The 26784-nt window shown below is 70.4% G+C and carries 20 protein-coding genes; 7 read left to right on the top strand and 13 right to left on the bottom strand.

The window, feature by feature from the left end:
• Positions 1-30 precede the first annotated feature (30 nt).
• From ahcY to Strain318_RS04310, 4 genes are all read right to left on the bottom strand, one after another.
• Positions 31-1548, bottom strand: coding sequence for an adenosylhomocysteinase (gene ahcY / locus Strain318_RS04325; protein ID WP_367887304.1), 1518 nt, complete (start codon positions 1546-1548; stop codon positions 31-33).
• Between the two features lie 123 nt (positions 1549-1671).
• Positions 1672-2610, bottom strand: a complete 939-nt coding sequence (locus Strain318_RS04320) for an ArsR/SmtB family transcription factor (protein ID WP_367887303.1) — start codon at positions 2608-2610, stop codon at positions 1672-1674.
• Positions 2611-2653: 43 nt separating this feature from the next.
• Positions 2654-3301, bottom strand: a complete 648-nt coding sequence (locus Strain318_RS04315; RefSeq protein WP_367887302.1) for a phosphoribosylanthranilate isomerase — start codon at positions 3299-3301, stop codon at positions 2654-2656.
• A gap of 30 nt (positions 3302-3331) precedes the next feature.
• A complete protein-coding gene (locus Strain318_RS04310) occupies positions 3332-3931 on the bottom strand; it encodes a class I SAM-dependent DNA methyltransferase (protein WP_367887301.1) in 600 nt (199 codons plus the stop codon).
• 40 nt (positions 3932-3971) lie between these two features.
• Here Strain318_RS04310 and Strain318_RS04305 point away from each other — a divergent pair, with 40 nt between their 5' ends.
• Positions 3972-5228: an NAD(P)/FAD-dependent oxidoreductase gene (locus Strain318_RS04305; protein ID WP_367887300.1), complete on the top strand. Its 1257-nt coding sequence runs from the start codon at positions 3972-3974 to the stop codon at positions 5226-5228.
• Here the strand turns inward: Strain318_RS04305 and Strain318_RS04300 are convergent, their stop codons facing one another.
• A complete protein-coding gene (locus Strain318_RS04300) occupies positions 5229-5912 on the bottom strand; it encodes a hypothetical protein (RefSeq protein ID WP_367887299.1) in 684 nt (227 codons plus the stop codon).
• A complete protein-coding gene (gene lspA, locus Strain318_RS04295) occupies positions 5909-6460 on the bottom strand; it encodes a signal peptidase II (protein ID WP_367887298.1) in 552 nt (183 codons plus the stop codon). Before lspA ends, Strain318_RS04300 begins: the two co-directional genes overlap by 4 nt.
• A 124-nt stretch (positions 6461-6584) precedes the next feature.
• Here lspA and hrpB point away from each other — a divergent pair, with 124 nt between their 5' ends.
• Positions 6585-9056: an ATP-dependent helicase HrpB gene (gene hrpB, locus Strain318_RS04290; protein WP_367887297.1), complete on the top strand. Its 2472-nt coding sequence runs from the start codon at positions 6585-6587 to the stop codon at positions 9054-9056.
• A gap of 1 nt (position 9057) precedes the next feature.
• Here the strand turns inward: hrpB and Strain318_RS04285 are convergent, their stop codons facing one another.
• Positions 9058-9621, bottom strand: a complete 564-nt coding sequence (locus Strain318_RS04285) for a hypothetical protein (RefSeq protein ID WP_367887296.1) — start codon at positions 9619-9621, stop codon at positions 9058-9060.
• 95 nt (positions 9622-9716) lie between these two features.
• Between Strain318_RS04285 and Strain318_RS04280 the strand changes: the two genes are divergently transcribed.
• Complete coding sequence (locus Strain318_RS04280) at positions 9717-11924, top strand: BamA/OMP85 family outer membrane protein (protein ID WP_367887295.1); 2208 nt, start codon at positions 9717-9719, stop codon at positions 11922-11924.
• Positions 11925-16262: a translocation/assembly module TamB domain-containing protein gene (locus tag Strain318_RS04275; protein WP_367887294.1), complete on the top strand. Its 4338-nt coding sequence runs from the start codon at positions 11925-11927 to the stop codon at positions 16260-16262.
• Between the two features lie 18 nt (positions 16263-16280).
• Here the strand turns inward: Strain318_RS04275 and Strain318_RS04270 are convergent, their stop codons facing one another.
• Positions 16281-16724 (bottom strand): DinB family protein, encoded by a 444-nt coding sequence (locus tag Strain318_RS04270; RefSeq protein ID WP_367887293.1) that lies wholly within the window; start codon positions 16722-16724, stop codon positions 16281-16283.
• An 84-nt stretch (positions 16725-16808) separates the two neighbouring features.
• Between Strain318_RS04270 and Strain318_RS04265 the strand changes: the two genes are divergently transcribed.
• Positions 16809-17534, top strand: coding sequence for a DUF481 domain-containing protein (locus Strain318_RS04265; protein ID WP_367887292.1), 726 nt, complete (start codon positions 16809-16811; stop codon positions 17532-17534).
• 84 nt (positions 17535-17618) lie between these two features.
• Here the strand turns inward: Strain318_RS04265 and Strain318_RS04260 are convergent, their stop codons facing one another.
• Genes Strain318_RS04260 through Strain318_RS04245 form a run of 4 tightly spaced genes read right to left on the bottom strand, consistent with a single transcriptional unit; the run spans position 17619 to position 22237 of the window.
• The gene (locus tag Strain318_RS04260) at positions 17619-18161 is read right to left on the bottom strand and encodes a DinB family protein (RefSeq protein WP_367887291.1); all 543 of its coding nucleotides are present in this window, start codon (positions 18159-18161) and stop codon (positions 17619-17621) included.
• A 31-nt stretch (positions 18162-18192) separates the two neighbouring features.
• A complete protein-coding gene (locus Strain318_RS04255) occupies positions 18193-19764 on the bottom strand; it encodes a GAF domain-containing sensor histidine kinase (RefSeq protein ID WP_367887290.1) in 1572 nt (523 codons plus the stop codon).
• Between the two features lie 31 nt (positions 19765-19795).
• Positions 19796-21697 (bottom strand): monovalent cation:proton antiporter-2 (CPA2) family protein, encoded by a 1902-nt coding sequence (locus Strain318_RS04250; RefSeq protein ID WP_367887289.1) that lies wholly within the window; start codon positions 21695-21697, stop codon positions 19796-19798.
• A 3-nt stretch (positions 21698-21700) separates the two neighbouring features.
• The gene (locus Strain318_RS04245) at positions 21701-22237 is read right to left on the bottom strand and encodes an NAD(P)H-dependent oxidoreductase (protein WP_367887288.1); all 537 of its coding nucleotides are present in this window, start codon (positions 22235-22237) and stop codon (positions 21701-21703) included.
• 177 nt (positions 22238-22414) lie between these two features.
• On the opposite strand from Strain318_RS04245, the gene hemN reads away from it, so the two are divergent.
• Both hemN and bchJ read left to right on the top strand, forming a co-directional pair.
• Positions 22415-23758: an oxygen-independent coproporphyrinogen III oxidase gene (gene hemN / locus Strain318_RS04240; RefSeq protein ID WP_367887287.1), complete on the top strand. Its 1344-nt coding sequence runs from the start codon at positions 22415-22417 to the stop codon at positions 23756-23758.
• Positions 23755-24342 (top strand): bacteriochlorophyll 4-vinyl reductase, encoded by a 588-nt coding sequence (gene bchJ / locus Strain318_RS04235; RefSeq protein ID WP_367887286.1) that lies wholly within the window; start codon positions 23755-23757, stop codon positions 24340-24342. The genes hemN and bchJ overlap by 4 nt, the downstream gene beginning before the upstream one ends.
• A 19-nt stretch (positions 24343-24361) precedes the next feature.
• Here bchJ and Strain318_RS04230 read toward each other — a convergent pair whose 3' ends face one another.
• A complete protein-coding gene (locus Strain318_RS04230; protein WP_367887285.1) occupies positions 24362-26761 on the bottom strand; it encodes a zinc-dependent metalloprotease in 2400 nt (799 codons plus the stop codon).
• Positions 26762-26784: the final 23 nt, after the last annotated feature.

The following is a 26784-nucleotide window of genomic DNA, read 5'->3' as shown; positions in this document are numbered from 1 at the left end:
CTCTTCTCTTTCGCTCTTCGCTTCTCGTTCCTAGTAGCGATAGTGATCCGGCTTGTACGGCCCGTCCACCGGCACGCCGATGTACGCGGCCTGCTTCTCGGTGAGCTTGGTCAGCTTCACGCCGAGCTTGTCGATGTGCAGGCGCGCCACCTTCTCGTCGAGCTTCTTAGGCAGCACGTACACCTTGTTCTGGTCGTACACCGTGCCCGAGACCGTCGGCTTGCCCTGCGCCGCGAGGTGCAGGTCGATCTGCGCGACGACTTGGTTGGTGAACGAGCAGCTCATCACGAAGCTCGGGTGGCCGGTGGCGCAACCGAGGTTGAGCAGGCGGCCTTCGGCGAGGATGAGCACCGAGTGGCCGTCCGGGAACACCCACTCGTCGAACTGCGGCTTGATGTTGTTGCGCTTGATGCCCTTCAGGTTCTTGAGACCGGCCATGTCGATCTCGTTGTCGAAGTGGCCGATGTTCCCGACGATGGCCTTGTCCTTCATCTTGGCCATGTGCTCGACGGTGATGATGTTGGCGTTGCCCGTCGCCGTGATGAACACGTCTGCCGTGCTGACGACCTCGTCGAGCGTCGTGACCTGGTAGCCTTCCATCGCCGCCTGCAGCGCGCAGATCGGGTCGATCTCGGTGATGACGACGCGCGCACCCTGCGCACGCAGCGACTGCGCCGAGCCCTTGCCGACGTCGCCGTAGCCGAGCACGACGGCGACCTTGCCGGCGAGCATCACGTCCGACGCACGGAGGATGCCGTCGGTGAGCGAGTGGCGGCAGCCGTAGAGGTTGTCGAACTTCGACTTCGTGACGGAGTCGTTGACGTTGATCGCCGGGAAGAGGAGCTTGCCCGCCGCCGTCATCTCATAGAGGCGGTGCACGCCGGTGGTCGTCTCTTCCGAGACGCCCTTGATGGCCTTGCCGACATTCGTCCAGCGCTGCGGGTCTTCCTTGAGCGTCTTGCGCAGCAGCTCGAGGATCACGCCCCACTCCTCCGGATCGTTGGCCGGGTCGAAGGCCGGGACCTTGCCCGCCGCCTCGAACTCCGTGCCCTTGTGCACGAGCATGGTGGCGTCGCCGCCGTCATCCAGGATGAGGTTCGGGCCCGTGCCGTCGGGCCACATGAGCGCCTGCTCGGTGCACCACCAGTACTCCTCGAGGGTCTCGCCCTTCCAGGCGAAGACCGGCGTGCCGCGCGGCTGCTCGACCGAGCCGTCCTTGCCGACGACGACGGCGGCGGCGGCGTGGTCCTGCGTCGAGAAGATGTTGCAGGACACCCAGCGCACGTCGGCGCCGAGGTCGGTGAGCGTCTCGATGAGCACGGCCGTCTGGATGGTCATGTGCAGCGAGCCCATGATCTTGGCGCCGGCGAGCGGCTTCTTGCCCTTGTACTCCTCGCGCAGGGCCATGAGGCCCGGCATCTCGTACTCGGCGAGGCGGATTTCCTGGCGGCCCCAGTCGGCGAGCTTGATGTCGGCGACCTTGTAGCCCGGGCGGCCGAGCTTGGCGGAGGCTTCGAAGGGGTGGAGAGTGGGTGCGACGGCGGTCATGCCTACCTCGAGCGGAAGATGGGAGACGGTGAAGCTGAAAGCTGTGAGCTATGAGCGGTAAGGAACTGCAACTGCACGGTGAGACGGTGACGGCACAACTGACTTCACTGCACTTGCTTGCGACTACGCGGTGAGCACGGCGACGAACAGGCTCGGGCCCTTTGCGGCCGGACTCGGGGGCAATGCGTTGATGCGGACCGCGGAGAATCCCGCCGCGCTACCCCACTCCTTCACTTGCTCCGCATCGAAGCCCAGCCAGACATGGCCCATCGTCTGCCGATACTCGGCGCGGTCGTGCGGCAGCATGTCCACCAACAACAACTTGCCGCCTTTCGGCTTCAGCGCGCGACGGAGGCCGGTGAGCACCGCCACCGGATCCGCCACGTAGTGCAATACCAGACTGAGCACGGCGACATCCAGCGTCGCGGCGTCGATCGGGAGCTCCTCGATGCTGCCGGCGCGCAACTCGACGTTGTCGAGCGCCGCCAGCCGCGCCTTCGCCGCCTTGAGCATCGCGCTGGACTCGTCCACCGCGATCACCTGCCGCACGAACGGCGCCATCACCTCGGCGAGCTGGCCCGTGCCGCAGCCGAGATCGCCGACGACCTGCGTGGGCTCAAGCAGCCCGACCAACGCGAACAATTCCGTGCGCGTGCCAAACAGCTCCGCGCGCACCTTGTCCCACTGCGCCGCGGAGCTCGCGAAGAACTGCTGCGAGCGCGTGTGCCGATCGGCGAGCACGCCCTTCACGCGCTGGGCGTCGCGCGCCGCAGCCGGAATCCCATCGGCTTCATCGCGCACCGCCGTCCACAACTTGCGCGTACCGGCATCCAGCGCCTTCGGGTCGAGCCGATACCGATTGCTCGTCCCGTCTTCACGCGCGACCAACCACCCTGCCCCGGACAGCACCTTCAGGTGCCGGCTGACCGTCGACTGCGGCAGCTGCAGCACGCTGCAGAGCTCCGACACCGTCAGCTCGTGCCGCTCGAGGAGCAGCAGGAGCCGCGAGCGAATCGGGTCGGCCAGTGCCGAGAGGCGGTCAAAGAGGGCGGGTCGCTTCATCCGTATATCCGGATGAAAGGTTAAGGCAATTCCGCCGCGGGCGCTAGGCCCGCATGGCCCCCGCGAGGGCCTGCAACCGGACTCGGTCGAGCTTGCCATCGCGGCGCACCCCGGAGCAGACGTCGAGGCCATGCGGCTGTACGGTCGCAATCGCCTGCGCGACGTTCTCGGCGCGGAGTCCTCCCGCGAGCCACACGGGCACCGGGCTCTCGCGGACGATTCGCGCACTGAGCGCCCAGTCGTGCGTGCGGCCGGTGCCGCCGAGTTCCTTCACCGCGAGCGACGGATTGCCGGAGTCGAGCAGGAGCTCGTCCACCTCGGGCGCGAGGCGCAATGCGTCGTCGACGTCGGCCGCGCTGCGCACGTGGATCACCTGCACGATGCGCACGTCGGGCGCGAGGCGCCGCAGCTCGCGGTGCGCGCCGTCCGCGAGCGCATCGACCAACTGCACGGTCTCGGGGCGCAGCGCCGCTAGCTGCTCGGCGATCGCCGGCGGATCGCGGCGCGACGTGAGCAAGAACGTGCGTGCCTTGCCATGCGCCCACGCCGCGACCTCGCGGATCGTCGCGTCATCCACGACGCCAGGGCCACTGGGCATGGCCGACACGAGGCCCAGCGCGTGCGCGCCGTGGGCGACCGCGAGCTCGGCTTCCGCAATCGACGCGATGCAGCAGACTTTGAGATGTGTCATCGTTGGCTCCGGTCGCGCGGCGCCCCGTCCTCAACCGCGCCGCTCAAGCGCCGCGGTGTTCTCGCGCAGCGCCTCACCCACATAGCAGTGCATGCCGACCCCGACCAAGCCCGCCGCACCGAAGCGCGCGAGGTACTCCCCCGCGCTCCGCTCGTGCCAGGCGGCCCGGTCGCCCTCGATGGCGTCTTCCTTGGCATACGCTTCGAGATACGCCACGCCGCCGAGCAACGCGGCGACCGCCGCGAGGCCGGGTCCAAGCTCCGCATCGGGGACGTACTGCAAGACATCGCAGACCACAATCATGTCGTAGGGGCCGTCGAGCGGCAGCGACGCGAGCGTGCCGAAGCTGCCGCGCCGGATGTCACGCGTGCGGCCGAAACGCTCGATGACGTATTCGCTGGACTCGACGCCCGTGTAGCGGATGCTCGGCCGTTCGCGGCGCAGATGCTCGCGCCACGCGCCTTCGCCGCAACCGACATCGAGCACGCTGCGCACCGGTCGCTCAAGCAGCGCTTCGGCGATGCCAAGCACGAGCCGCACCTTCCGCGCCACCGCCGCCGGCGTGATGACCCGACGGCTGGGATCGTGGTACCACTGTTCGTAGTATTCGCGGTCGTAGGTCTTCGGCATCGGCAGGAAACTAGCACCCTGTCTAGGGCATTGTACGGACATGGCACAGCATGACGTGATCGTGATCGGCGGCGGCCTCGCGGGACTCGCGGCGGCACGCACCCTCCTCGCCGCGGGGGTGACGCCGCTCGTGCTCGAGGCCGCCGACGAGGTCGGCGGCCGCGTCGCGACGGATGAAGTCGACGGGTTCCTCCTCGACCGCGGCTTCCAGGTGCTGCTCGATTCGTATCCCGAGGCGCGCCGTCAGTTGGATCTCGCGGCGTTGCAGCTCGGCCGCTTCGCACCCGGCGCGATGATTCGCCGGGAGGGGGGATTCGGGCGCGTCGCCGATCCGTGGCGCGATCCCGTCGCCGGCCTCCGGTCGCTGGTCTCCGGTGCCTTCACGCCATTCGACGCGTTGCGAATGCTCCGCCTGCGCTCGGACGCGATCCTTGCGCTCGAAGGCGAGCCGGCGCTGCGGGGCGACGAGACGGCGGCGCGTGGACTGCACCACCGCGGTTTCTCGGACCGCGCCATCGAACGCTTCTTCCGACCCTTCTTCGGCGGCGTGTTCCTCGACAGTCAGCTCGGGGCGCCGGTGCACTGGTTCGACTTCCTCTTCGGCATGTTCGCCACCGGCCACGCCACGCTGCCGACCGGCGGCATGCGCGCGATTCCGCGGCAACTCGCCGCCGGCCTCCCGCCCGAGGCCCTGCGCACGCAGGCGCGGGTGCGCTCGCTCAAGGGCACGCGCGTCGAACTCACGAGCGGCGAGACGCACGACGCCGAGGCCGTGATCCTCGCGACGGACGCGCGGAACGCGCCGGTGCTGCTGCCCGGCTCTCGCACGCCACAGTGGGCGTCCTGCGTGACGCTGTACTACGCCGCACCCGAGTCGCCGACGCGAGCCCCGCTGCTGGTGCTCAACGGCATGGGCCGCCGCGAGCCTGTGAATCACGTGTGTGTGCCCAGCGACGTGAGTGCGAGCTATGCCCCGCCCGGACAGGCCCTGGTCTCCGCAACCGTCGTCGGCAGCGGCCACGCCGACGACGGCGTGCTCGATCGCGACGCGAGGGCGCAGCTGTCCGGCTGGTTCGGTGCGCCGCGCGTGAACGCGTGGCGCCTCCTCCGTGTGGTGCGTGTACCCTTTGCGCTACCGCGCAGTGTGCCGGCGCCGGACCATGTGGCGGGCGCCGTGCGGCTTGGGCCGACGCTCTACGGCTGCGGCGATTACCTCGAGACGCCGTCCATCAACGGCGCCCTGCGCAGCGGCCGGCGCGCCGCTGAGGCGCTGCTCGCCGACCGCGGCGCCGGCTGATCAGACGGCGTTGAGGACGCCGCAGCCGAGCTGCTGCGCGTGGCAGGTCGCGAACACACCCGTCGGCATCTTGTAGATGCCCGGGATCAGGTTGTCGTTCACGAGCGCGAGGCCATCCTGCCGCGGGATGTTGCGACGCCGCGCGATCATGCCCGCGTAGTTGGTCAACGCGAGATTGCACGCGAGGACGATCACGCCGCGCGCGATCAAGGTGTCGAGCGCGCCATCCGGCCACGTGAGCGCATGCCGCGCGCCGGCTGGCACGTTGATGAACGGGTTCCGCTTCGCGACCTCGCCGCTCTCCGGATCCTTCAGCTTGTTCTCCTCGCCGAAGAAGCCGTCGGCCCAGAGCGCGTCGTTCATGACCATCGGCACGGCGGCGTGGCGGATGACGAGCACGGCGCTGACGTCCGTGTCGGCCAGCCCGTAGACGTCCTTGTAGCCCTGGAGGAAGGAGCGTGCCTGGTGCAGGCACACGCCCTCCGAGATCTCGTGGGCGTCGAAGCACATCTTGTGGCGGCCCGTGACCCGCGTGGCCCACGACATATCCCAGCTGCCCTGCGCGAGCGCGTGCAGGTCCGCGTCGTCGGGACGCGGCGCCGCCTCGGCGGCAGCGAGCGGCGCGGCGAGGCTGCCGGCGGCCAGGAGGGAGGCGTGGCGGATGAACTCTCGGCGCTGCGTCATCGGTCGGGGCTCTCGGGTGATTGGGACATCTGCAACTTGTGGGCGACGCGGTCTTCGCGCCACAGCAACAGCGCCAGCAAGATCGCCCCGCAGCTGACCCCGATGTCCGCGACGTTGAAGGTCCAGAACCGCCAGGAGGCGGTGCCGACGTCGATGAAGTCAACCACGCCGCGGTCGTGGCGCAAGCGATCGATGAGATTGCCGATCGCGCCGGCCGCGAGCATGCCAAGCGCCGCCGGGACAGCCCGCGCCTGCGCCGGCGCCTGCCGCAGCAACATCAGCAGATAGGCGACCATCCCGATGGCAACGATGCTGAAGAACGCCCGCGACGACTCGCCGACCGAGAGGCTCATCGCCGCACCGGTGTTGTACGTCAGCGTCCAGCGCAGCGCAGCCCCGACGACCTCCACCGGTGTGTGCAGCGCCAACGTCGCCTCCGCCCAGCGCTTCGTGACGACGTCGAGCACGAGCACGACGGCGAATGGCGTGGCGAACGCGTGGTTGCGCGGTGAAGCCAGCGGGAAGAACGAGTGGGGCGTGACGGACATTCGGCGCGCTGAAGGGAGTGAAGACCTAACTTACCCGGCGTCCACCGTTGTTCCTACCACCGTCCACTCGTCCGGGTTTCCCCTGCCGACGCTCCGCGACGCTCCGCCGCTGCCGATCGATACCGTGCTGCCCGCCGTCGCGTCGGCGCTGGCGGACAGGGGCGTCGCCGTCGTGGTCGCCGCGCCCGGTGCCGGCAAGACCACGCGGCTCCCACTTGCCCTGCTCGACGCTCCGTGGCGCGGCGACGGACGCATCCTCGTGCTCGAACCGCGTCGGCTCGCCGCGCGCGCTGCGGCGGAACAGATGGCGCGCCTGCTCGGTGAGCCGGTGGGGCGCCGCGTCGGCTACCGGGTGCGGCTCGACGCGCGCGTGAGCGCGGCGACCCGCGTCGAAGTCCTCACCGAAGGCATCTTCACGCGCATGGTGCAGGACGATCCGTCGCTCGAGGGCATCGCGGCGGTACTGTTCGATGAGTTCCACGAGCGCCACATCGGCAGCGACCTCGGCCTCGCGTTGGCGCTGGAGTCTCGCGCCGTGCTGCGGCCGGACCTGCGCCTCGTGGTGATGTCCGCCACCCTGGAGGCCGCGCCGGTGGCGCGGCTGCTCGGCGACAGCGCGCCGGCTCCGGTGATCGTCAGCGAAGGCCGCGAACATCCCGTCACCACGGCGCACCGACCACCGCGCGACGGCGTGCCGATGGCCCTCGCCGTCGCCAATGCGGTGCGCAGTGCACGGCGCGAGCACGGCGGCGACGTACTCGTGTTTCTGCCAGGCATCGCCGAGCTACAGCGGGTGCGTGCAGCCCTCGAAGACGAGCCGCTCGATGCGCGGGTCGAGCTGCTGCACGGCTCGCTCGCCCTCGAAGAGCAGGACCGCGTGCTGCGCCCGCGTACGCCAGGTGCGCGCGTGATCCTGAGTACTGCCATCGCGGAATCCTCCGTCACGCTGGATGGCGTGCGTGTGGTGGTGGACGCGGGACTGGCCCGCGTGCCGCGCTTCGACGCACGCAGCGGCATGACGCGGCTCGAGACCGTGCGCGTCTCACGCGCCGCCGCGGACCAGCGCCGCGGACGCGCCGGCCGCACCGCACCCGGGCACTGCATCCGCCTGTGGGACGAAGGCCAGCACGCCTCGCTGCCGGAGCGGCCCGTGCCGGAGATTCTCGAGACGGATCTCGCACCGCTGGCCCTCGAGCTGGCCTGCGCCGGCCTCGCCGATGCGACGGCGCTGCGCTGGCTCGACGTCCCAAGCGCGGGCGCGCTCGCGCAAGCGCGGGCGCTGCTGCGGGACCTCGGCGCGCTCGCCGACGACGGACGCGTCACTGCCCACGGCCGCGCGATGGCCGCCCTCGGCATCGCACCGCGACTCGCGCACCTCGTGCTGCGCGGTGCCACGCGCGGCATGGCGTCCCTCGCCTGCGAGATCGCGGCGCTGCTCGCCGAGCGCGACATCTTCCGGCGCGAGGCGGCCGAGCACGATGCCGACCTCGCCACGCGAGTCGAGGCCCTGCGCCGCGGGGACCGCGGCGGCGTGGATGTCGCGCGCCTGCACCGCGTGCGCGAGGAAGCGCGTGCGTTGCGCCGCGCCTTGCCGCGCGAGGCGCACGATGGCGCCGAGGATCTCGAGGCCATCGGCATGTTGGTCGCGCTGGCATATCCCGATCGCATCGCCCAACGGCGCAGCGGGGACGCCCCGCGGTACCTGCTGCGCAACGGCCGCGGCGCGCGATTCACGAGCCAGCAGCCGCTCAGTCGCAGCGCGTATCTCGCCATTGCCGACCTCGACGGTGACCCGAGTGAAAGCCGCATCTGCCTCGCCGCGGCGCTCGACGAAGCCGCGTTGCGCAGCGCCATGGGCGAGCAGATCGCCACGGTGCGCGACGTCGAGTGGGACGACGCCACCGAGCGGGTGCGGGCGCGCGAGGTGGAGCGGCTCGGCGCGATCGTGCTGCGTGAGCGACCGCTGCGCGATGTCGAGCCCGGCGATTACCAAGCCGCGCTGATCGACGCCGTGCGCCGGCGCGGCATCGCCGCGCTGCCGTGGAGGGAGAGCGATCTGCAGCTCCGCGCGCGCGTGGCGTTCGCGCATCGGCACGTTGGCGCGCCCTATCCCGACGTGAGCGATGCCGCCCTGTTGGCCAACCTCGATGACTGGCTCGGGCCTGCGCTTGGTGAGGCACGGCGATGGACTGATCTCGCGGGCATCGCGTTCGGCGATGCCTTGCTCGCGCCGTTGCCGTGGGCGGCCCGCGAGCGCCTCGACCGACTCGCGCCCACGCACCTTGAGGTCCCCAGCGGCTCCCGCATCCGCGTCGACTATTCGGACGTCGCGCACCCCGTGCTGGCGGTGAAGCTGCAGGAGTGCTTCGGCCTCACCGAGACGCCGCGGCTCGCCGAGGGCCGCGTGCCGGTGACGATGCACCTGCTGTCACCGGCCGGACGGCCGGTACAGGTGACGCAGGATCTCGCCAGCTTCTGGCGGCAGGGCTACTTCGAGGTCCGCAAGGACCTCAAGGGCCGCTATCCGCGGCATCCGTGGCCGGACGATCCGCTCGCCGCCCCCGCGACGCGGCGCGCCAAGCCGCGGGGGACCTGAGTCAGCGGACCCAGGCCGGACGCGCGATCGACGTCCAGCGCGACTCGCCATGCGAGTACGCGAACCACGCCGTGTCGCCCGCCGTGCCGCGCGGGTACGCGCGCACGAGCTGATCGGCGCCGCCGAAGCCGAAGCGATCGCCGCCCGCGTAGCCCTCGCGCTGATCCGCCGCGAGGTCGGCGATCGCAAAGCGCCCGATGCCATCCCCGCGGTCGGAGTACGCATAGAGCGTGCCCGTGCGTGTCGAATCGTCGGTGTGCGTCGAGACGATGAACTCGCCGCGCCCGTCGCCATCCACGTCGGCCGTGCCGATGAAGCCGACGATGCCCGTGCGCGTCTCCGTCAGGGTCTCGAGCGTATCGGCGCCGCGCGTGAACACCACCTGGAAGCTGCCCGAGGCACAGGTTTCGCCGGCGGGAATCACGACCTCCGCGACCAGGTCGCGATACGAGAGGATGCGGGTCCCGAAGCATCGGGCATCGCGTCCAGCGTCGGCTTCGGCGGGCGGCGCGTCCGAGGCACAGGCGGAGAAGAGGACGAGGGCGGCAGGCAACAGGCGACGCATGGGGGCTCCGGTACAAGATCGCTGGATACGGGTACTAGAATATAGAATCGCGCGAGACACTCCGCGCACGCCGCCGAGCCCTTCGACCCGAGCTGATGTCCCGCGCCCTCCTCCGTGCACTCTGCTGCCTCGCGCTCGCCGCCGTCCCGGCCGCCGCGCAGCGCGATGGGTGCACGCGATTCCGGCCGCGCGTCGAACGCCTCGCGTTCGAGGGCAACACGTCCATCACCAACTTCGACCTCGCGCAGATCCTCTACACGGAGCGCGCGGGTCGCCTGCGGCGCTGGTTCGGCTGGAACGTGGGCCCCACCGCCTGCCTGGACACGCTGGAGCTCGGCCGCGACGAACGACGCATCGCGGCGTGGTACAACATGCGCGGCTATCCCGGCACGACGGCACGCGCCGAGGTCGCGCGCACCAGCTCGCGCACGGCCAACGTGACCTTCCGCGTGCGCGAAGCCCCGCCGGTGGTGATCGACACCGTGCGTTTGGCCAACGTGCCGCGCGGGCTGGTGGATCAGGCGCGCTTGGTGCGCGCGCTCCGCGGGGCGCCGCTCGATGATTCGGTCCTCGTCGCGACGATGGACTCGGTGCAGCAGATCCTGCGCGCCGAGGGCTACGCGCGCGCGCGGCCGCCGACCCGCAGCGTCACGGTAGACACCGCCGCGCGGCGGGCGCGCGTCACGCTCACGTTCACGCCGGGTCCGTTGATGCGCGTGGGCGCCATCGAGGTCGCGATGACGCCCAACGATTCCGGGCGTCCGGCGCTGCGCGAAGACGAGGTGCGCGCCCTGCTGCGGTTCGAGAGCGGCGACGTGTACAGCGCCCGCTCGGTGGGAGCGAGTCAGCAGCTGCTGTACTCCTACGACCTGTACCGCACGGTCGCCATCGATACGCTGCCCTCCCGCAGCACCGGCGACACGCTGCCGGTGCGCGTGCGGCTCGTCGAAGGCCGGCACAACGCGCTGCGCGTCGGCGGCGGATGGGGCACCATCGACTGCTTCCGTACGCAGAGCCGCTTCGTGGAGCAGAACTTCCTCGGGCGCGGCCATCGCCTGCAGCTCGACCTCCGGCTCTCCAAGCTCGGCGTCGGCACGCCCTTCGACGGCGCACCGGGGCTCTGCGCGCCGGCCGTACGCGCCGACACCTTCAGCCTGCGCCTCAACTACTACGTCGGCGCGACGGTGAATCTCCGCGGCGTGCTCGGCGATCGCTGGCATCCGGTGGGCACGCTGTACAGCGAACGCCGCACCGAGTTCCAGAGCTACGTGCGCGAGACGAGCATCGGCGGCATCGGCAGCTTCGATCGCCCGCTGGTGCCGCGCGTGAACACCACCTTCGCGTATCGCTTCGACGCCGGTCGCACCACCTCGGATGCCGCGGTCTCCTGCGCCACCTTCGGCCTCTGCCGCTTCAACGACCGTTTCCTGCTCAACAGCCCGAGCGTGATGCATGCCGCGGGCGTGACGTTCTCGCGCTCGGCACCCGCCATCACCGCCTTCGCGTCCAACGATGAGCGTTGGGCCATCGAGTCGCGACTCGGCACGGTGAACGTCGGGCGCCCCGGCACGCGCGTGAACTTCAACCGCACGCAGCTCGAATACGCGCTGTATCGCCCGCTGACGCGCACGCTGGTCGGTGCGGCGCGCCTCTCCGCGGGCTTCGTCGCCACGCGCCGCGATCTCGAGGCCTTCGTCCCGCCGCAGGAGCGCTTCTACTCCGGCGGCCAGAACTCCGTGCGCGGCTACAACCAAGGCCAGCTCGGGCCCACGGTCTACATCGTGCGCGCCCCGAGCGATACGGTGACCGTCGGCGGCGCACTCGTCGGCAACGCCGACCCGAGCGCGGGCTTCGATCGCACGGCACCCGCGGGCGGCACGGCGACGGCACTGCTCAACCTCGAGTTGCGCTCGCGGGTGGGCTGGCCCAGCGACCTGCTGCGCTGGGTGCTGTTCCTCGATGCCGGCCGCGTGTGGAACAACTCGGGCAACTACGCCGTGACGGGGTTGCGGGCCACGCCTGGCCTGGGCGTGCGTCTCGTCACGCCGCTCGGGCCGTTCCGTGTGGACGTCGGCTACAACCCGCATCCGCGCGAGGCCGGCCCCGCCTTCTACCTGCAGCGAGCCAGCGCGACGACGCTCGGCCGCGCCATCTGCGTGTCCCCCGGTTCCACGGAGCCCCTGGACGACGCGGCAGCGGGCGCGCTCGGCCCCGTGCCCTGCCCCGCCTCGTTCCGTCCGCTGCCGCCGCGCGGTCTGCTTCCGCGGCTCACGTTCCACTTCAGCATCGGCGAGGCCTTCTAGGTGCGTCGGCGCCTCCGCCTCCTGCTGCGCGTGACGTTCGCGCTCGTGGTGCTCGCCGTTGCGGGCGCGGCGCTGGCGGTGACGCTTGCCCTCAAGACGGCGCGCGGCCGCGCGTGGACGACGGCGCGCATCGAGGCCGCCGTGGCGACGAGTCTCGCGCCGGGCGTCAGCCTGCAGCTCCACGGCCTCTCGTTGCTGCCGTTGGGTCGGGTTTCGCTGGATTCGCTGGTCCTGCGCGACAGCAGCGGGACTCGCGTCGCAGCGCTCGGGGCCGTGACGCTCGCGCTGAACCTGCGCCCGCTGCTCGACCGTGAGCTGCATCTCACGGAGGTCACGCTCGACGGCCTCGCACTCGACCTCGTGCAGGACCGTGACGGGACCTGGAACGTGCAGGCGCTCACGGCCGCCATGGACAGCGCGAGCGCTGGCGGCGGCAGGGCGTCTGCGGCGCCCTGGCGCGTGCGGCTCGACACACTCACCCTGCGCAACGGCCGCGTGGCCATCACGCAACCGGACTCGCTCCCGCAACGGCCGCCGATTCGCCGCGAAGTCCGCGAGGTGGCGCTGGCCCTCGGCGCGTCGACGGTCTTCACCGACGGACCGCGCGGCAGCCTCAGTCTCGCCGCGGCAAGCGCCACCAGCACGGAGCCGGCTCTCGACATCGCGCTGCGCGGCGGCGGTGTGGACTTCGCGTCGGACTCCGCTGCGCTGCAGCTCCCCGAGCTGCGCTTCGGCAACTCCCGCGCCGCAATCCGCGGCACCGCACGTTGGGCCGACACGACCCGCGACCCACGCGTCGCCATGCGCGTGGACGTCAGTGAACTCGATCTCGCGGATGTCGCCTGGGTGGATGCGCTGGTGCCTCGCCGCGGACGCGCCAGCGCCAACCTGCGCGTCGTGAATGGCCCGCGCGATGGCGAGTACCGCGCGATCGTCGAACGCTTCTCCGTGGAGTCCGGCAGCTCGCGCGTGGCCGGGCGGCTCGTCACGGACATCGGGGGCCGCACGGCGCTGCGCGACGTCGATGTCACCGCGTCACCGCTGGATTTCTCGTTGCTGCGCGAGCTGTTCGGCGACTCGTCGCCGCCACCGCCGTGGGACGGGACGCTGCGCGGGCGCCTTCGCGGACCGGGTGGTCCGTTGAACGACTTCGTCGTCGCGCCGTCCACCGTGGAGTTCGAGGACCGCCGCATCGGCGGCGCGCGTTCGCGATTCACCATCGACGGCCGCTTGGACCTCGAGGCCGCGCAGACGGTCCTGCAGCCGCTGCAGGTGCGCATCGACTCGCTCGATGTGCGCACGGTCGGCGCCGTCACGGACATCGCGGACTCCCTGCACGGCTTCCTCCGCGGCCGCGTCACGCTCGACGGGCCGATCGACGACCTGCGCTTCCGCGAGCTCGATCTCGTCCACGTGGACGGCGGCCTGCCGCCCACACGCGTGCTCGGCGCCGGCCGCATCGCCGAGGACACGACGCGCACGTGGTTGGAAGCGGACCTCACGCTGGAGGCCGTGTCGCTCGCCGCGTACGGGCCGGCGGTCGCCGGAATGCCGCTGCGCGGCGTGCTGCGCGGAACCCTCAACACCGCCGTGCGCGGTGACTCGGTGTCGCTCGATCTCGCGCTCGACGGCGAGGGCGCGCAGATGCGCTTCACGGGGGCCACCTCGATGGACACGGCGCGGCTCGTCGCCAAGGGGCGCCTGCGCATCGATGGGCTCGACGCCTCTCGCCTGCTCGTCGAACAGTCGCTCCCTGCTCACCTGCTGCACGGAGACGTCGAGCTCGGGATCGACGGCGGTTGGGACGAACCCAGCGGCCCCATCGCTTTCCGCCTGGACACCGCCTCGCGCCTCAATGGCTTCCCCATATGCGAGGGCATCGGGCAGCTGCTGCTGGAACCCGGCGGCCTCCGCGTGGATACGCTGCGGCTCGCGCTCGACGCCGGCCACGTCACGGCTCGCGGACGCCTCGCGCGCGATCCGCAGCTCCGCGACACGCTGCGCTTCACCGCCACGTTGGATTCCGTGCCCGCGTTGGCGGCGCTACTGGGCGACTCCCTCGCCACCGCGTGGGCCGATTCGCTCGGCGGGCGCCTGCGCATCGAAGGCCTGGCGCTCGGCTCGCTGGATACCATGGCCGTGCGCGCCACGCTGAGCGGCGACTCGCTGCACGCGGGGAGTTACGCGGTGCGCCACATCGACGGCGAACTCCTGCTCGACGGCGTGCCGAGTGCGACGCAGGGCCTCGCGACGTTCGACCTCGTCGACGCCGTCGCCGGCACGGCGGCGATCCATCGCCTGAGCGCGGAAGCCACCGTGCGCGACCCGCGCTGGGTCGATGCGTCGTTCCGCATGATCGCACTGGATACGCTCGTCGCACAGGGCCGCGCCGATCTGCACCTCATGGGCGACAGCCTGGAGCTCAAGGTCGACTCGCTGAGCGCGAGGACCCGCGACGCCGACTGGCGGCTGGCACGGCCGAGCCGCCTCTACCGCGGACCGGATCGACTGGAGATCGACTCGCTGCTGCTGCTCAGCCGTGACGGCGCGCGCTTCGCCCTCTCGGCGCGCCTCGACTCGGCAGGTCCAATCGCGCTGCGCGCGCAGGCCCTGCGCGTGCCACTCAAGCACGCGCGCTTCACCGGTGCCATCCCCCCGCGGATCGACGGCCTGCTCACCGCGGACGCAGACCTCGGCGGCACGATGGCCGAGCCGACGCTGGCGATGACGCTGCGACTCGATTCCACGCGCGTCGAGGACCGCGAGGCGCCGGAACTGCGCATGACGGCCCGCTACGCGGACCGCCGCGCCGACCTCCAGCTCGACACCCGCATGCTCCAGCGCGACGCCATCGCGCTGACCGCGGAGTTGCCGGTGGATCTCTCGCTGGAGGCGATGCCGCTCGACGAGCGTCTGCTCGAGCGCCCGCTGTACGTGCGCCTCACCGCGAACGGCACGCCTCTGGCCGGCTTCGAGGCGCTCACCACCGGCGTGCGCGAACTGCAGGGCGGTCTCGATGCGGATGTGCAGGTCACCGGGACGTGGCGCAACATCGAGCCGCGCGGCCTCCTCCTCGTGCGCGATGGCGCCTTCGTGGTGCCGGCCCTCGGCACCGGGTTCCGCGACCTGCTCATGGACGTCTCGTTGGCACCGGACTCCATCATCATCCAGCGCGCGCGGCTCAATGACGAACGCGCCGAGCAGGACACGGCCGCCATCGAAGGTGCCGTTTACCGCAGCGCCGACGGCTGGCGCGCGGACCTGCGCACCGTGGCGCGCAACCTCCGCGTCATCGACGATCCGCGCACCGCCGAGGCGGACGTCAGTTGGCAGCTCCGGATGCGCGGACCGCTCGATTCGCTCGCGTTGGGCGGCGATGTCACGGTGCCCCAGGCCAACCTCTTCATCGGGCGCCAGCGGCGGCGTGCGTTGGCCCTCGAGGAGGACCGTGCCGCGGAGGAGGCCGCCTCGCAGTTCGCCCCGCGGCTCGAGGGCGTGCGCTTGCGCCTCGGCAACGAAGTGCGGCTGCGCTCGCCGGAGGCCAACGTGCAGCTCACCGGCGAAGTGGCCGCCGCGGGCACCTTGGATGAACCAGACATCCGCGGCGAGATCTTCGCCACGCGCGGCACGTTCCGGCTCGACCTCGGCCTGCTCCAGCGCACCTTCCAGGTGGACAGCGGACTCGTGCGCCTCAACGGTCCCCTGAGCATCCCCCCGACGCTCGACATCCATACCTCGTACACCGTCCGCCAGGCGCAGCGCGAGGATGTGAAGATCGGCGCGCGCCTCAGCGGCTCCGTGGAGTCGCCACGCCTCATCCTGTCGTCTGGAGACCTCGGCACCACGGCCAGCGACACCGAGATCATCTCCTACCTGCTCTTCGGCGCCCCAAGCTTCGTGCTCGATGGGCAGAGCGCGTCGGCGGTGCGGCTCGCCACGGCGGCCCTGGTACCGTCGCTGGGCGGCGCCGCGGAACGTGCCCTCGGCGCGCGCTTGCCCTTCTTGAGCGAACTGCAGGTGGTCACCGTGGCCGGCGACTCGCCGCGCGATTTCACGCTCAATTCGTTCGAAGGCCTGCTCAACTCGTTCGCGCTCACGGCCGGTACGCAGGTCGGGACGGACTCCTACCTGCGGCTCTCGGGCGGCGTGTGCCGGGGCGAGAACCGCGCGGCCCAATCGCTGCCGGCCTGGTTCGGCGTGACGGCCGAGTACAGTCCGCGCGAGCGTTTGAGTGCGGAGCTCTCGCTCACGCCGGGGTCCGCCCCCTGCAACCGCATCGGCACCTTCACGCAGATCTACCAGCTCGGTCTCGACCTCTATCGCGACTGGCGCTGGTAAGCTGCCCGCGTGGCGCGGTTAGACCCCGAACTGCCGGAGGTGGTGGTCGGTGTGCTTGTGCATCAGCACGCCCCAGTCGTCGATGCTCATGTCGCCGAAGATGGGGTGATCGCCGATCGGCGCGCCGGGATCGGGGCGCGTCGCGCGCGCAATGGCGCTGCGCAACGCGGCGACATCGGACTCCCACGAGGACGGGACGCGCCGGAGCAGTTGCGGAGCCGTCGGCGCACCCCTGGGGAACGGCAACACGTACAGCATCACCCAGCGCACGAGCGGGCGCAGGGGCACGAAGCTACGGCGGATGCGCAGGTCGCCGGACGGCATGCGAAACGCCTCCAGCATGTGCGTCACCATCTGCGGAGCGGTCATTCGCCCCCAGCGCGGGGGGAGGTCGGGACGCAGGGTGTCCAGGCGTCGGAGCAACTCCCGTCGTGCCGCGTCGTCGTAGATGGTCGTCGCCATTGGCGCGGAGTGTAACCGGCCGCCGATCGTGCCGCCAGCGACGCGCCCGCGTTAGATTGTCTCCTTCCCTTCACACTCGGTCCCATGTCCCGACTGCATCGCCTGGCGCCGTTGGCGCTCGCGCTCCTCGCGGCCTCTGCCCGTGCGCAGGAGGCCACCCCGGTCGTCACCAAGATCACCGCCGACTTCGGCTACGTGCAGGCCGCCGGCAACTCGCAGGTCACGACGACCAGCGTGGGCCAGAAGCTGACGCAGTCGCGCGGCCGCCTCGGCCTCGAGCAGACGTTCAACTTCGTCTACGGCGAGCAGCAGGGCACGGTCAACACGAACTTCCTCAGGGCCGGCCTCCGCGGCGACTACAAGCTCGGCGGCGTGTTCAGCGCCTTCGCAACCGTGGCCTACGACCGCAACACCTTCGCCGGCATCGAGCGCCGCTTCGAGGAGAACCTCGGTATCGCGTGGCGCGCCATCGGGGCGCCGAAGGACACGCTGCGCATCGAAGCCGGCGGAAGCGTCACGCAGCAGAAGTCGACGACGGGCGTGATCAATGATTTCCCCGCCGGCCGCGCGGCATTGGCGTACCGCCACATGTTCTCCGCCGCCTCGTACTTCCTCCAGGCCGTCGAGGGCATCCCGAACTTCAAGGATACCGAGGACTGGCGCGTCAACACCGAGTCGTCGCTCGTGGCGCCGATCTCGGCGCGCATCGGCGTGAAGGTCTCGTACGTGGTCCGCTTCGACAACCTGCCGGAACCCGGATTCCAGACGACGGATCGGATCTTCACGACGGGCGTGCAGATCACGTTCTAAGGATCGTGGACGGCGCATTACTGCCAGGCACGCACCACGTGGACGAAGGGCCGACCCATCTCGGGTCGGCCCTTCGTGTCTCCGTCAGTTTCCGCCGCCCGACCACGGAGGCGTGACACCGTTCATGCGCGCGTAGGCGATGAGCTGGCCGAGGTGCTCACCGTTGTGGTCTGCATTGAAGTAGAGGAAATGCCGCGCCGTGATCTGGGGCGGCCCGAAGAATGGCACCATGCGTCCGGCGTCCGCCTCGGGGAAAGCCTCGACCGTGCCGCGAAAATGTGCGAAGGCCGCGCGGAGGTGTCGCAGCACCTCCGCCTTCGCCGTCGTGCTGCGCTCCAGACCCTGCACGTTCACGCCGGCCGGCAGTTGTCCGCCAAGTCGTGGCGCGAGCCCGTAGTTCGCCGTCGCCACATGCAGCAGCACCTCCGCGATGCTGCGGACACCGGGCGCCGGACGCCATTCATACTTGTCGGCTGGAATCGCCTCGGCCAGCTGGATGTACTTGTCCGCCGTGCCCTGCATGACGGCCAAGTACTCATTGCGCCAGCCCTGCGGCGCGGCTGGCTGCGCCGCGAGCGCGCAGGATAGCAGGGGAATCGCACAGGCGGCGCGCAACAACGGACGCATCGGAACCTCTGGCTTGGGTGTGCCCCTGAACCTACGGCGCAGCGAGACGCGTCGGCAACGTGAACGCGAAGGTCGTACCCTTCCCGACCTCGCTCTCGACCCAGATGCGTCCGCCATGCTGGAGCACGATCGTGCGGGCGATCGCAAGGCCGAGCCCGCTGCCGCCCTTCTCCGTGGCATCGCTGCGCTGCACCTGCGCGAAGCGCTCGAAGATCCGTCCAACGTCCGCCGCGGGAATGCCGCGCCCGGTGTCCGTGACGCGCACCTGCACCTGGCCCTCGTCCTCCACGCAATGGACGCGGACGTGGCCGCCCGCCGGCGTGAACTTGATGGCGTTCGCGACGAGGTTGATGACGACGTGGGCCAGCCACGTCGCATCGCCGAAGATGACGGACGCGCCAGGGCCGAACTCGAGATGCACGCCCTTCTGCTCGGCCAACGGCTGCGTCGCGTCCCGGGCGGTCGTGAAGATCTCCGCCATGCGATGCAGCGCGGGTTCGAACGGCGCCGAGCCAGCCTCGAGGCGATCTAGGTCGAGGAGGTCGTTCACCAGCGTCAGCAGGCGATCGGCGTTGCGCTTGGCGAGGGCGACCAGTTCCGCGACCTTCGGCGGCACGGGGGATGGCAACAGGCGTTCGAGCAACTGCATCGCGCCCTGCACCGCCCCGATGGGCGTCCGGAGCTCATGGCTCACGAGGCTGATCACTTGGTCCTTCGCGCGCTCGGCGCGCCGCAGGTCGGTGACGTCGTGACCATACACGCGCACGCCGCGCGCGATACCCTTGGTGCGCACGGGAACCAAGCGCAGCTGCACGAGGGCAGTATCGCCATTCGGCAACAGGAGACCGAGCTCGAGATCATCGCTTGGCTCGCCTGCCTGTGCGTCGGCCCAGGCAGCGTCGAAGCGCTCGCGTCCCACACCCGAGAGCTTCGACTGCAGGTAGCCCGCCACGGGGGGCTCCGGCGGATGCCCCAGCAGTCGACGCCACGCGGCGTTCGCATAGGTGAGCGCGCCGTCGAGACCGAAGCGCGCCACGAGCTCGTCGGTGTTGTCGAGCAGGGCGCGCAGCTGCTCGCCCTGTTCCTCGAGCAACCGCCCGGCGAAGCGCAGCTCGATCTCCGTCATCGCCGCCTGCGCGAGGTCATGCAGGATCTGCAGGTCGCGCTCCGACCACTCGTGTGGTTTCGTGTCGAAGGCGCAGAACGAGCCCAACGCCTGTCCGTTCGAGTCGATCAACGGCATGCCGGCATAGGCGCGGATGCCGTCCTTGAGCGTCGCGAGGTTGTCGTACACCAGCGGATGACTCACGGCGTCCGTCACCACCATCGGCTTGGCGCTCGCGACCACATGCTGGCAGTAGGAGTAATCGAGACTCGTCTGCCGCGACGCCGCCAGCGTCTCCCCGAGGCCGCTCGCGCCCGCGAAGAACTGGCGATCGCGGTCGATCAGCGTCACCACCGATGCCGGCACGCCGAGCAGCTGCGTCGTCAGCCGGGTGAGGCGGTCCAACGCGGGACTGGCCGGCGAGTCCAGCAAACCGGTGGCTTCCACCGCTTTCACGCGCTCCGGTGCGGCAATGACGGCTGCATCGGCATTGGGCATCCTTCAAACTGACGAAATCTTTCGGCCTAGGCTACTGCGGGACAGGTGGCTTCCCGTCGGTCATGCCCTTGAACTCCCGCCGCAGGCTCTCGGCGTCCCACGCCGCTTCGTCTTGGACGGCCGGCGAGAGCCGATCGTCGCGCAGGGTACGCTCGAGGTCCCGGATCGCGGCGCGGGCCTCCGAGAGGTGGGCCTCTTGGTCCCGGAAGATGCTCGCCAGCCGCTGCGTGTTCGCCTCGTCCCGCTTGCGAAAGGCCTGCGCCAGTCGCCAGCTCGCATGGGCCCGCCACCCAAGCGCCTGCAGCGCATCGGCCCCCAGTCGCACGGCCGCATCCACCGACTCGCGGTATACGTGCGCCACACCGGCCTCATAGAGCTCGTAGGCCGAGAGCCGCCCGGCCGCGCGCGCGAGCACGCGCACATGGGGGAACGCGTGGGAAATGCGGCGTGCGAGTTCGAGGTTCGCGGCGGCATCACCGACGCAGAGGATCACAAGCCGCGCCCGCTCGATGCCGGCACTGCGCAGCAGGTCCTCGCGGGACGCATCACCGAAGTACACCCGCAGGCCGAGTCGGCGCAGCACGTCCACGCGATCGGCATCCAGGTCGAGTACCGTGCACTCCACGCCCGCCGCCGTCAGCAGGCGCCCCACGGAGCTCCCGAAGTCGCCGAACCCGACGATCAGCACGGGATGCTCGGACTCCGGGCGGTCCATCGCACGCACCGGCCGGGACGCCGCCTGCGCCCGAGGGGCAATCACGCGTTCCCAGAACAGCAGGAGCAGCGGTGTCGCCGCCATCGACAGCGCAATGGCCGCCACGAGCACGCCAGACACGGCCTCGCCCAGCACGCCATTCTGCGTCGCGAACGACACCAGCACGAAGCCGAACTCGCCGCCCTGCGCCAACGCCAGCGCAAAGAGCAGGTGCTGGTCGCGCGCCATGCCGGCCACGCGCCCGATGCCCCAGAGCACGGCGAACTTGAGCGCCACCAACCCGACCACCGCGCCGCTCACGAGCAGCAACCGCTCGCCAATCAACCCGAAGTCGATGCTCGCGCCCACCGCAATGAAGAACACGCCGAGGAGCAGTCCCTTGAACGGCTCCACGTCGCTCTCGAGCTCGTGGCGGAACTCGCTGGTCGCCAGCACGACGCCGCCAAGGAAGGTGCCGAGTGCCGGCGAGAGGCCCACCAGCTGCATCAGCACCGCGATGCCGATCACGAGGAGCAGCGCGGCTGCGGTAAACGTCTCCCGCAGCCGCGCCTTCGCGATGCTGCGGAACGCGGGAGGTACCACGAGCCGGCCAACGCCGACAATCGCCGCCACGGCACCGAACGTCACCAACGCGCGCTGCCACCCCGGCAAGTGCTCCGCCCACGCGCCCGCACCATGACCGTCCCCACCCGCGACCACCGCCTGCGTCGCCAGCAGCGGCAACAGCGCGAGGATGGGAATCACCGCCAAGTCCTGGAAGAGCAGCACGGCGAACGACTTCTCGCCGGCATCACTGCGCATCCAGCCCTTCTCCTGCAGCGACTGCAGCACGATGGCCGTGGACGACAGCGCGAGGATCGCACCCGTCGCCAGGCCCTCCTGCCACGCGAATCCGAACGCGGCAAGAATGCCGGCCACGGCAAGCATCGTGATCACGACCTGCGCGCCGCCGAGCCCCAGCAGCGCGCCGCGCAGGCGCCACAGCAACGCGGGCTCGAGTTCCAGCCCGATCACGAACAGCATCATCACCACGCCGAACTCCGCGGCGTGCATCACGTCCTGGCCCTCTGCACCGACAACACCGAGCACCGAGGGCCCGATGACCACGCCGGCGATGAGATAGCCAAGCACGGAGCCGAGGCCGAGGCGCTTGGCGATCGGGACGGCGATGACCGCCGCGGCGAGATACACCGTCGCCGACAGCAAGAAGTCCTGCATCGCCTAGCCCTCCCCGAGCCGGCGGATCAACGCCGCGTACGACTCCGCCGCCGCCGCGATGCCGGCGGCATCCATGACATGCGTGCCCGGCACCACCCAGGGTTCCGCAAAGTGCATGCGGCACAGCCGCGCCGTCGCCTCGACGGGTACGAGGAACTCGCGAAAACTGAAGCGGTTGAATCCCTCGGGCCCATACGCCTGCTCACGCCCGCCCGCGGTCATCGCCACCTGCAACGTCTTGCCCTCGAGCGCGCGGCCCGACGCACCGTAGGCCCAGCCGTGCTCCAGCACCAGGTCCATCCACTGCTTGAGGATCGGCGGGACCGAATACCAATAGAAGGGATGCTGGAACACCACGACTTCGTGCGCGGTGAGCAGCGCCTGCTCCCGCCGGACGTCGATATCGAGGTCGGGGTACTCCTCATAGAGGTCGTGGAACGTCACGCCCGGCAAGTCACGCACGGCGGCCGCGACCGCGACATGCACCCGCGACTTCTCGTACGCGGGGTGCGCGAACAGGATCAACACGGGACGGGACATCGACGGCGTGGGCACGAGTGCCGGAAAGCGGGGGCCGGGACCCGCGGCGCTCCAGTACGCACCGGGAGGGAAGTGTGCGCCCGACCCCCGGCAAAATCCCTACGCCACATGCGGGGTTCTCCGCATTGTAGCCCCCGGCGCGCCCGGCGAAGTTCGGGAGTACCTCAGCCGAGCCCCATGGTCACGATCGCCGAACCGCTCATCCATCAGTACGACGTGCCCGGCCCGCGCTACACCAGTTACCCGCCGGTCCCGTCGTGGTCGTCCGACTTTCCCGCCGAGCGCTGGACGGACGCCCTGCGGGCCGTTCCCTCACAGGATCCCTTTGCGCTTTACGCGCACTTCCCCTTCTGCGCCACGCGCTGCCTCTACTGCGGCTGCAACGCCATCCCCACGCAGCGGCGCGACAAGGTCGACGCCTACCTCGACGACGTCGCGCATGAACTCGCCCTGCTGACGGACGCACTCGGGTGGGGCCGACCTGTCCACCAGATGCACTGGGGCGGCGGCACGCCAAACCTGCTGACGGGCGCGCAGACCGAGCGCGCGCTCCGCCTGCTCACCGACGCCTTCCGCTTCGAGCCCGGCGCCGAGCTCTCGGTCGAGTGCGATCCGCGCGTCGTCACGGATGGGCAGTTGCAGCACCTGCGCAGCCTCGGGTTCTCGCGCGTCAGCTTCGGCGTGCAGGACCTCGACGATCACGTGCAGCGGGCGATCGGGCGCATCCAGCCCGTCGCACTGGTCCGCGACGTCGTGCAGCAGGCCCGCCGCGCCGGCTTCGCGCAGATCAACCTCGACCTCATCTACGGGCTGCCGCACCAGACCCGCGCCAGCGTCGACGCGACCATCGACGAGGTCCTCGCCCTCCATCCGGACCGCATCGCGTCGTTCGGCTACGCGCATTTGCCGAATCAGCGCGCCCACCAGCGCGCGATCCCGCTCGAGGCGCTGCCGGGCACCGTCGACCGCGTCGAACTCTTTCGCCACATCGTGGACCGTTTCACCGATGCCGGCTACGCGTGGATCGGCTTCGATCACTTCGCGCGCCAGGACGATCCGCTCGCCGTCGCCCAGCGCGAAGGTCGCCTGCACCGGAACTTCATGGGCTACACCACCGAGACCGGCCCGCACCTGCTCGGCATCGGCATGAGTTCCATCTCCGAGGTGAACGGCGTCTTCGCGCAGAACGCCGCGACGCTCGGCGAGTGGCGCGAGCGCGTGCAGGCCGGCGCGCTCCCCCTCGTCCGCGGCCACGTGCTCACGGACGACGATCGCCTTCGCGGCGGCCTCATCAAGCAGCTGCTCTGCAACCTCGAGCTGCCGCGCGCGAGCGTGCCGGAGTCGCTCGCCCCGGCGCTCGACGCGCTCGAGGCCACCGCCCGCGACGGTCTCGTCACCGTGCAATCCGAGCGCGTCGCGGTCACCGAGCTCGGTCGCTACTTCCTGCGCAACCTGTGCTTGCCCTTCGACGCCTACCTGCCGCCCCGGACCACCGATCGGGTGTTCAGCCGGACGCTGTGACGAGCGGCCGCATCGGCCCCAACGTCCTCATCCAGACGGCGCACGCGCTGAGTGATCGGCTCGGTCGGGATGCCACGGCACGGCTGTTGTGGCAAAGCACCGCGCACGACCTCGAGCACCTGCCGCAGGATATGGTCGAGGAGTCGAAGGCCACCGCGTTGGTCCGCGCCGTCCATGACGCATACGGCGTCGTGTTCGCCCGCAGCGTCATGCAGGAGTCCGGTCGCCGCACCGGCGACTACCTGCTCGCGCACCGCATCCCCAAGCCGGCGCAGTGGCTGCTGCCGCTGCTGCCGAGCGGGATGGCCCTGCGCGTCCTGCTCACAGCCATCGGCAAGCACACGTGGACGTTCGCCGGCAGCGCGAACGTGCACCTCACGCCGGGCGATCCGGCTGAGATCACCCTGCAGAACTGCCCGCTCTGCGCCGGTCAGCATGCCAGCGAGCCCATCTGCGATTTCTACGCCGGCACCTTCGGCAGGCTCGCGCAGGCCCTCCTCGGCCCCAAGGGTTGGGCCGAGGAGGTGAGCTGCGAAGCCCGCGGCGATTCCGCCTGCCGCTTCCTGATGGGCAGCGGACGCTAAGCGCGTCCGCCGCGCACACTCAGGGCCAAGGGAGCGCGATCACCGGGTACCGCGTCCGCTTCGACGGATCATCGCGTCCGTCGAAGAACACGGCGATCTCCCGCAGGGCCGCCTCGCGCAACGCCTGGTTGGCGATCGCCGGCGTCGGCGACTGCCCCTGCAACCGCTGCCGCAGCGCGTCCAGATGGTAGGCCACCACCTGCCGCACATCGGCGTCGGCGCGTGCATCACCCGCGCGGTCGAGCATCGTGTTCAGCACCACGCGACGCAGCGCGCGCTGTAGCGCCTGCTGGCTCGGCGTCGTCGCATCCGGCGCGTACCAGCTGCGGTTGAGGATCGTCTCCATCAGCTCGTGGATGTTCATCTGCTGACGGTCGCGCGCGAAGAACAGCGCCACGCGGTTCATGCGCTCGCGGTCCATGAGGCCTTCGATGACCTCGGTGGCGAGGCCGCCGCCGAGTTCGACCTGATCCACCGTCGAGCCGGCGCGCGGCAGCCAATCGTAGGTCGCGTCGCCACCCGGCGGGACCGGCGGAATCAACGCGAGGACGCGCTCCGGCACCTCGAGCTGCGCCGGTTGCACGGCGTCAAGCACCATCGTCAAGGCCGCGCGCTGTTCGGCCGCCGGGATCACCGTCGTCGGCACCTGGCCGTCGCCGCGCAGCGCGTACCGGAAGTCCATGCCGCCGACCGTCTTGATCAGCCCTTCCAGCGAATAGCGGTGATGCAGATACACGTGCAGGAAGCGCATCGAGAGCAGGTACATCGGCTCGCCCGGCTGGATGGCGCGCTCGTCGAAGGCCTGCATCGCGACGCGGCGCACGGCCATCGTGCGGTTCACGGCGTCGGTCATCGAGGCGCCTTCCACCCAGCGCGTGGCGTTGGGGATCGACCCGTCGGCGCCGGCATGCTGGTCGGCGATGAAGCGCACGTCGCGGCGGAGCATCTCCTGCGTGATGCGGTCGAGGCCGGCGCGCTCCGCCTGCGCGTTCGGATACCAGGTGTAGCCGTAGCGGATCGCCAACGAGTCCCACGCACCCGCCATCGGCGCATACGCCTGCGAGAGATCGATCGTGTTGTTCGCGCCCACGCTCACCAGCGGGAACGGATAGTCCATCACCGACGAGCGGCCCTGCGAGGCGGCGATGAAGTTGTGCGAGAGCCCGAGGGTGTGGCCGATCTCATGCGCCGTGTGCTGCCGACGGCGGGCCATTGCGAAGGCTTCAGCGCTCACGCCCAGTCCGCGTGCACCCGCCGCGGGAACCAGGCCCGCCCAGATGTTGTAGTCCACCAGCGAGCGGTAGGAATCCATGCGGACCACGGTGCGCACGATCTCGCCCGTGCGCGGATCGCTGAACGACGGGCCCACCGACGGGCCGGGGCCGTTGCGATGCACCCAGTAGATGAGGTTGTAGCGCGCGTCCATCGGGTCGGCGCCGGCCGGCAGGTCGCGCACCTGGAACGCGTTCTTGAAGCCCGCGGCCTCGAACACCGTGTTCCACCAATTGCCGCCCTCGCGGAACGCCGACTTGTACGGCTCCGGGATGCCCGGATCGAGATAGTAGATGATGGGATTCGTCGGCTCCGTCGGCACGCCGCGTGCGTACGCCGCGGGGTCCTTGGGAATCAACCGCCAGCGGTTGATGAAGCCCGCGCGATAGGTGCCGTCCAAGCCCTGCGAGAAGTCCAGGAAGCCCGTGCCGAAGTACCCAGAGCGTGGATCGGCCTGCCGCGGACGGAAGCCATCCGCCTCCGGGAGCGCGACGATCGAGTGGTGGATCTCGAACACCGGTGCGCTGGGATCGGCCGCCCACCGCCGCAGCGCCGGTCCGGCATTGTCCACGCTGAACGTGAGCACGGCGTGGATTTCGACGTTGCGCGGGAAGGCCTTCGTGCGATCGGACTCGAACCAGCTGCGCGCCGCGTCCACGCGCGCACTGCCCTGCTGCGCGCGGCGCAGCGACTCACCCACGCCATAGGTGTCGGTGAGGAAGAATCCCGTGGCATCCACCGTCAGGAGGCCGTCGGCCTCGCTCTCGATGGGGAACGACGCGAGCACCGCACGCGGGAACGCCTCAGCCGCGGCCCGCTGCCCCGCCGCGTCGGCCGCCGGCGCGCGCGAGGTCCAGTTGTCCGCGACCATCAGGACGCGGCGGCCACGACGCTCGAAGCGGAACACCACCTCGCCGCCGACCTGTCCGCGATCCAGGCCCAGCGCGTTCACACCCGCGCCGGTCGCCAGCACCGATTGGTGCAGCAGGTCCTTGTTCAGCTGCGCCTGCGGGATCTCCAGCAGCAGCTTGTTGCGGTCGGCATCGACGCGGACGCCGACTAACGGCGCGGGAGATTGCGCGGCCAGCGTGACGCCCGCGAGCGGCATCAGCACGGCGGCCCGGAGGAAGCGGAGGATCGTTCGCATGCTCGGTCGAGGTTGAGGGTCGA

Source organism: Pseudogemmatithrix spongiicola (genome assembly GCF_030623445.1).
In the GTDB taxonomy this organism is placed as follows: Bacteria; Gemmatimonadota; Gemmatimonadetes; order Gemmatimonadales; family Gemmatimonadaceae; genus Pseudogemmatithrix; species Pseudogemmatithrix spongiicola.
This window is presented reverse-complemented; position numbering and strand designations above follow the sequence as displayed.

Excerpts from the sequence above, each read along its gene's own strand:
- ahcY (WP_367887304.1), bottom strand. The coding sequence starts at position 1,548 with ATGACCGCCGTCGCACCCACTCTCCACCCCTTCGAAGCCTCCGCCAAG.
- Strain318_RS04320 (WP_367887303.1), bottom strand. The coding sequence starts at position 2,610 with ATGAAGCGACCCGCCCTCTTTGACCGCCTCTCGGCACTGGCCGACCCG.
- Strain318_RS04315 (WP_367887302.1), bottom strand. The coding sequence starts at position 3,301 with ATGACACATCTCAAAGTCTGCTGCATCGCGTCGATTGCGGAAGCCGAG.
- Strain318_RS04310 (WP_367887301.1), bottom strand. The coding sequence starts at position 3,931 with ATGCCGAAGACCTACGACCGCGAATACTACGAACAGTGGTACCACGAT.
- Strain318_RS04305 (WP_367887300.1), top strand. The coding sequence starts at position 3,972 with ATGGCACAGCATGACGTGATCGTGATCGGCGGCGGCCTCGCGGGACTC.
- Strain318_RS04300 (WP_367887299.1), bottom strand. The coding sequence starts at position 5,912 with ATGACGCAGCGCCGAGAGTTCATCCGCCACGCCTCCCTCCTGGCCGCC.
- lspA (WP_367887298.1), bottom strand. The coding sequence starts at position 6,460 with ATGTCCGTCACGCCCCACTCGTTCTTCCCGCTGGCTTCACCGCGCAAC.
- Strain318_RS04285 (WP_367887296.1), bottom strand. The coding sequence starts at position 9,621 with ATGCGTCGCCTGTTGCCTGCCGCCCTCGTCCTCTTCTCCGCCTGTGCC.
- Strain318_RS04280 (WP_367887295.1), top strand. The coding sequence starts at position 9,717 with ATGTCCCGCGCCCTCCTCCGTGCACTCTGCTGCCTCGCGCTCGCCGCC.
- Strain318_RS04270 (WP_367887293.1), bottom strand. The coding sequence starts at position 16,724 with ATGGCGACGACCATCTACGACGACGCGGCACGACGGGAGTTGCTCCGA.
- Strain318_RS04265 (WP_367887292.1), top strand. The coding sequence starts at position 16,809 with ATGTCCCGACTGCATCGCCTGGCGCCGTTGGCGCTCGCGCTCCTCGCG.
- Strain318_RS04260 (WP_367887291.1), bottom strand. The coding sequence starts at position 18,161 with ATGCGTCCGTTGTTGCGCGCCGCCTGTGCGATTCCCCTGCTATCCTGC.
- Strain318_RS04255 (WP_367887290.1), bottom strand. The coding sequence starts at position 19,764 with ATGCCCAATGCCGATGCAGCCGTCATTGCCGCACCGGAGCGCGTGAAA.
- Strain318_RS04250 (WP_367887289.1), bottom strand. The coding sequence starts at position 21,697 with ATGCAGGACTTCTTGCTGTCGGCGACGGTGTATCTCGCCGCGGCGGTC.
- Strain318_RS04245 (WP_367887288.1), bottom strand. The coding sequence starts at position 22,237 with ATGTCCCGTCCCGTGTTGATCCTGTTCGCGCACCCCGCGTACGAGAAG.
- hemN (WP_367887287.1), top strand. The coding sequence starts at position 22,415 with ATGGTCACGATCGCCGAACCGCTCATCCATCAGTACGACGTGCCCGGC.
- Strain318_RS04230 (WP_367887285.1), bottom strand. The coding sequence starts at position 26,761 with ATGCGAACGATCCTCCGCTTCCTCCGGGCCGCCGTGCTGATGCCGCTC.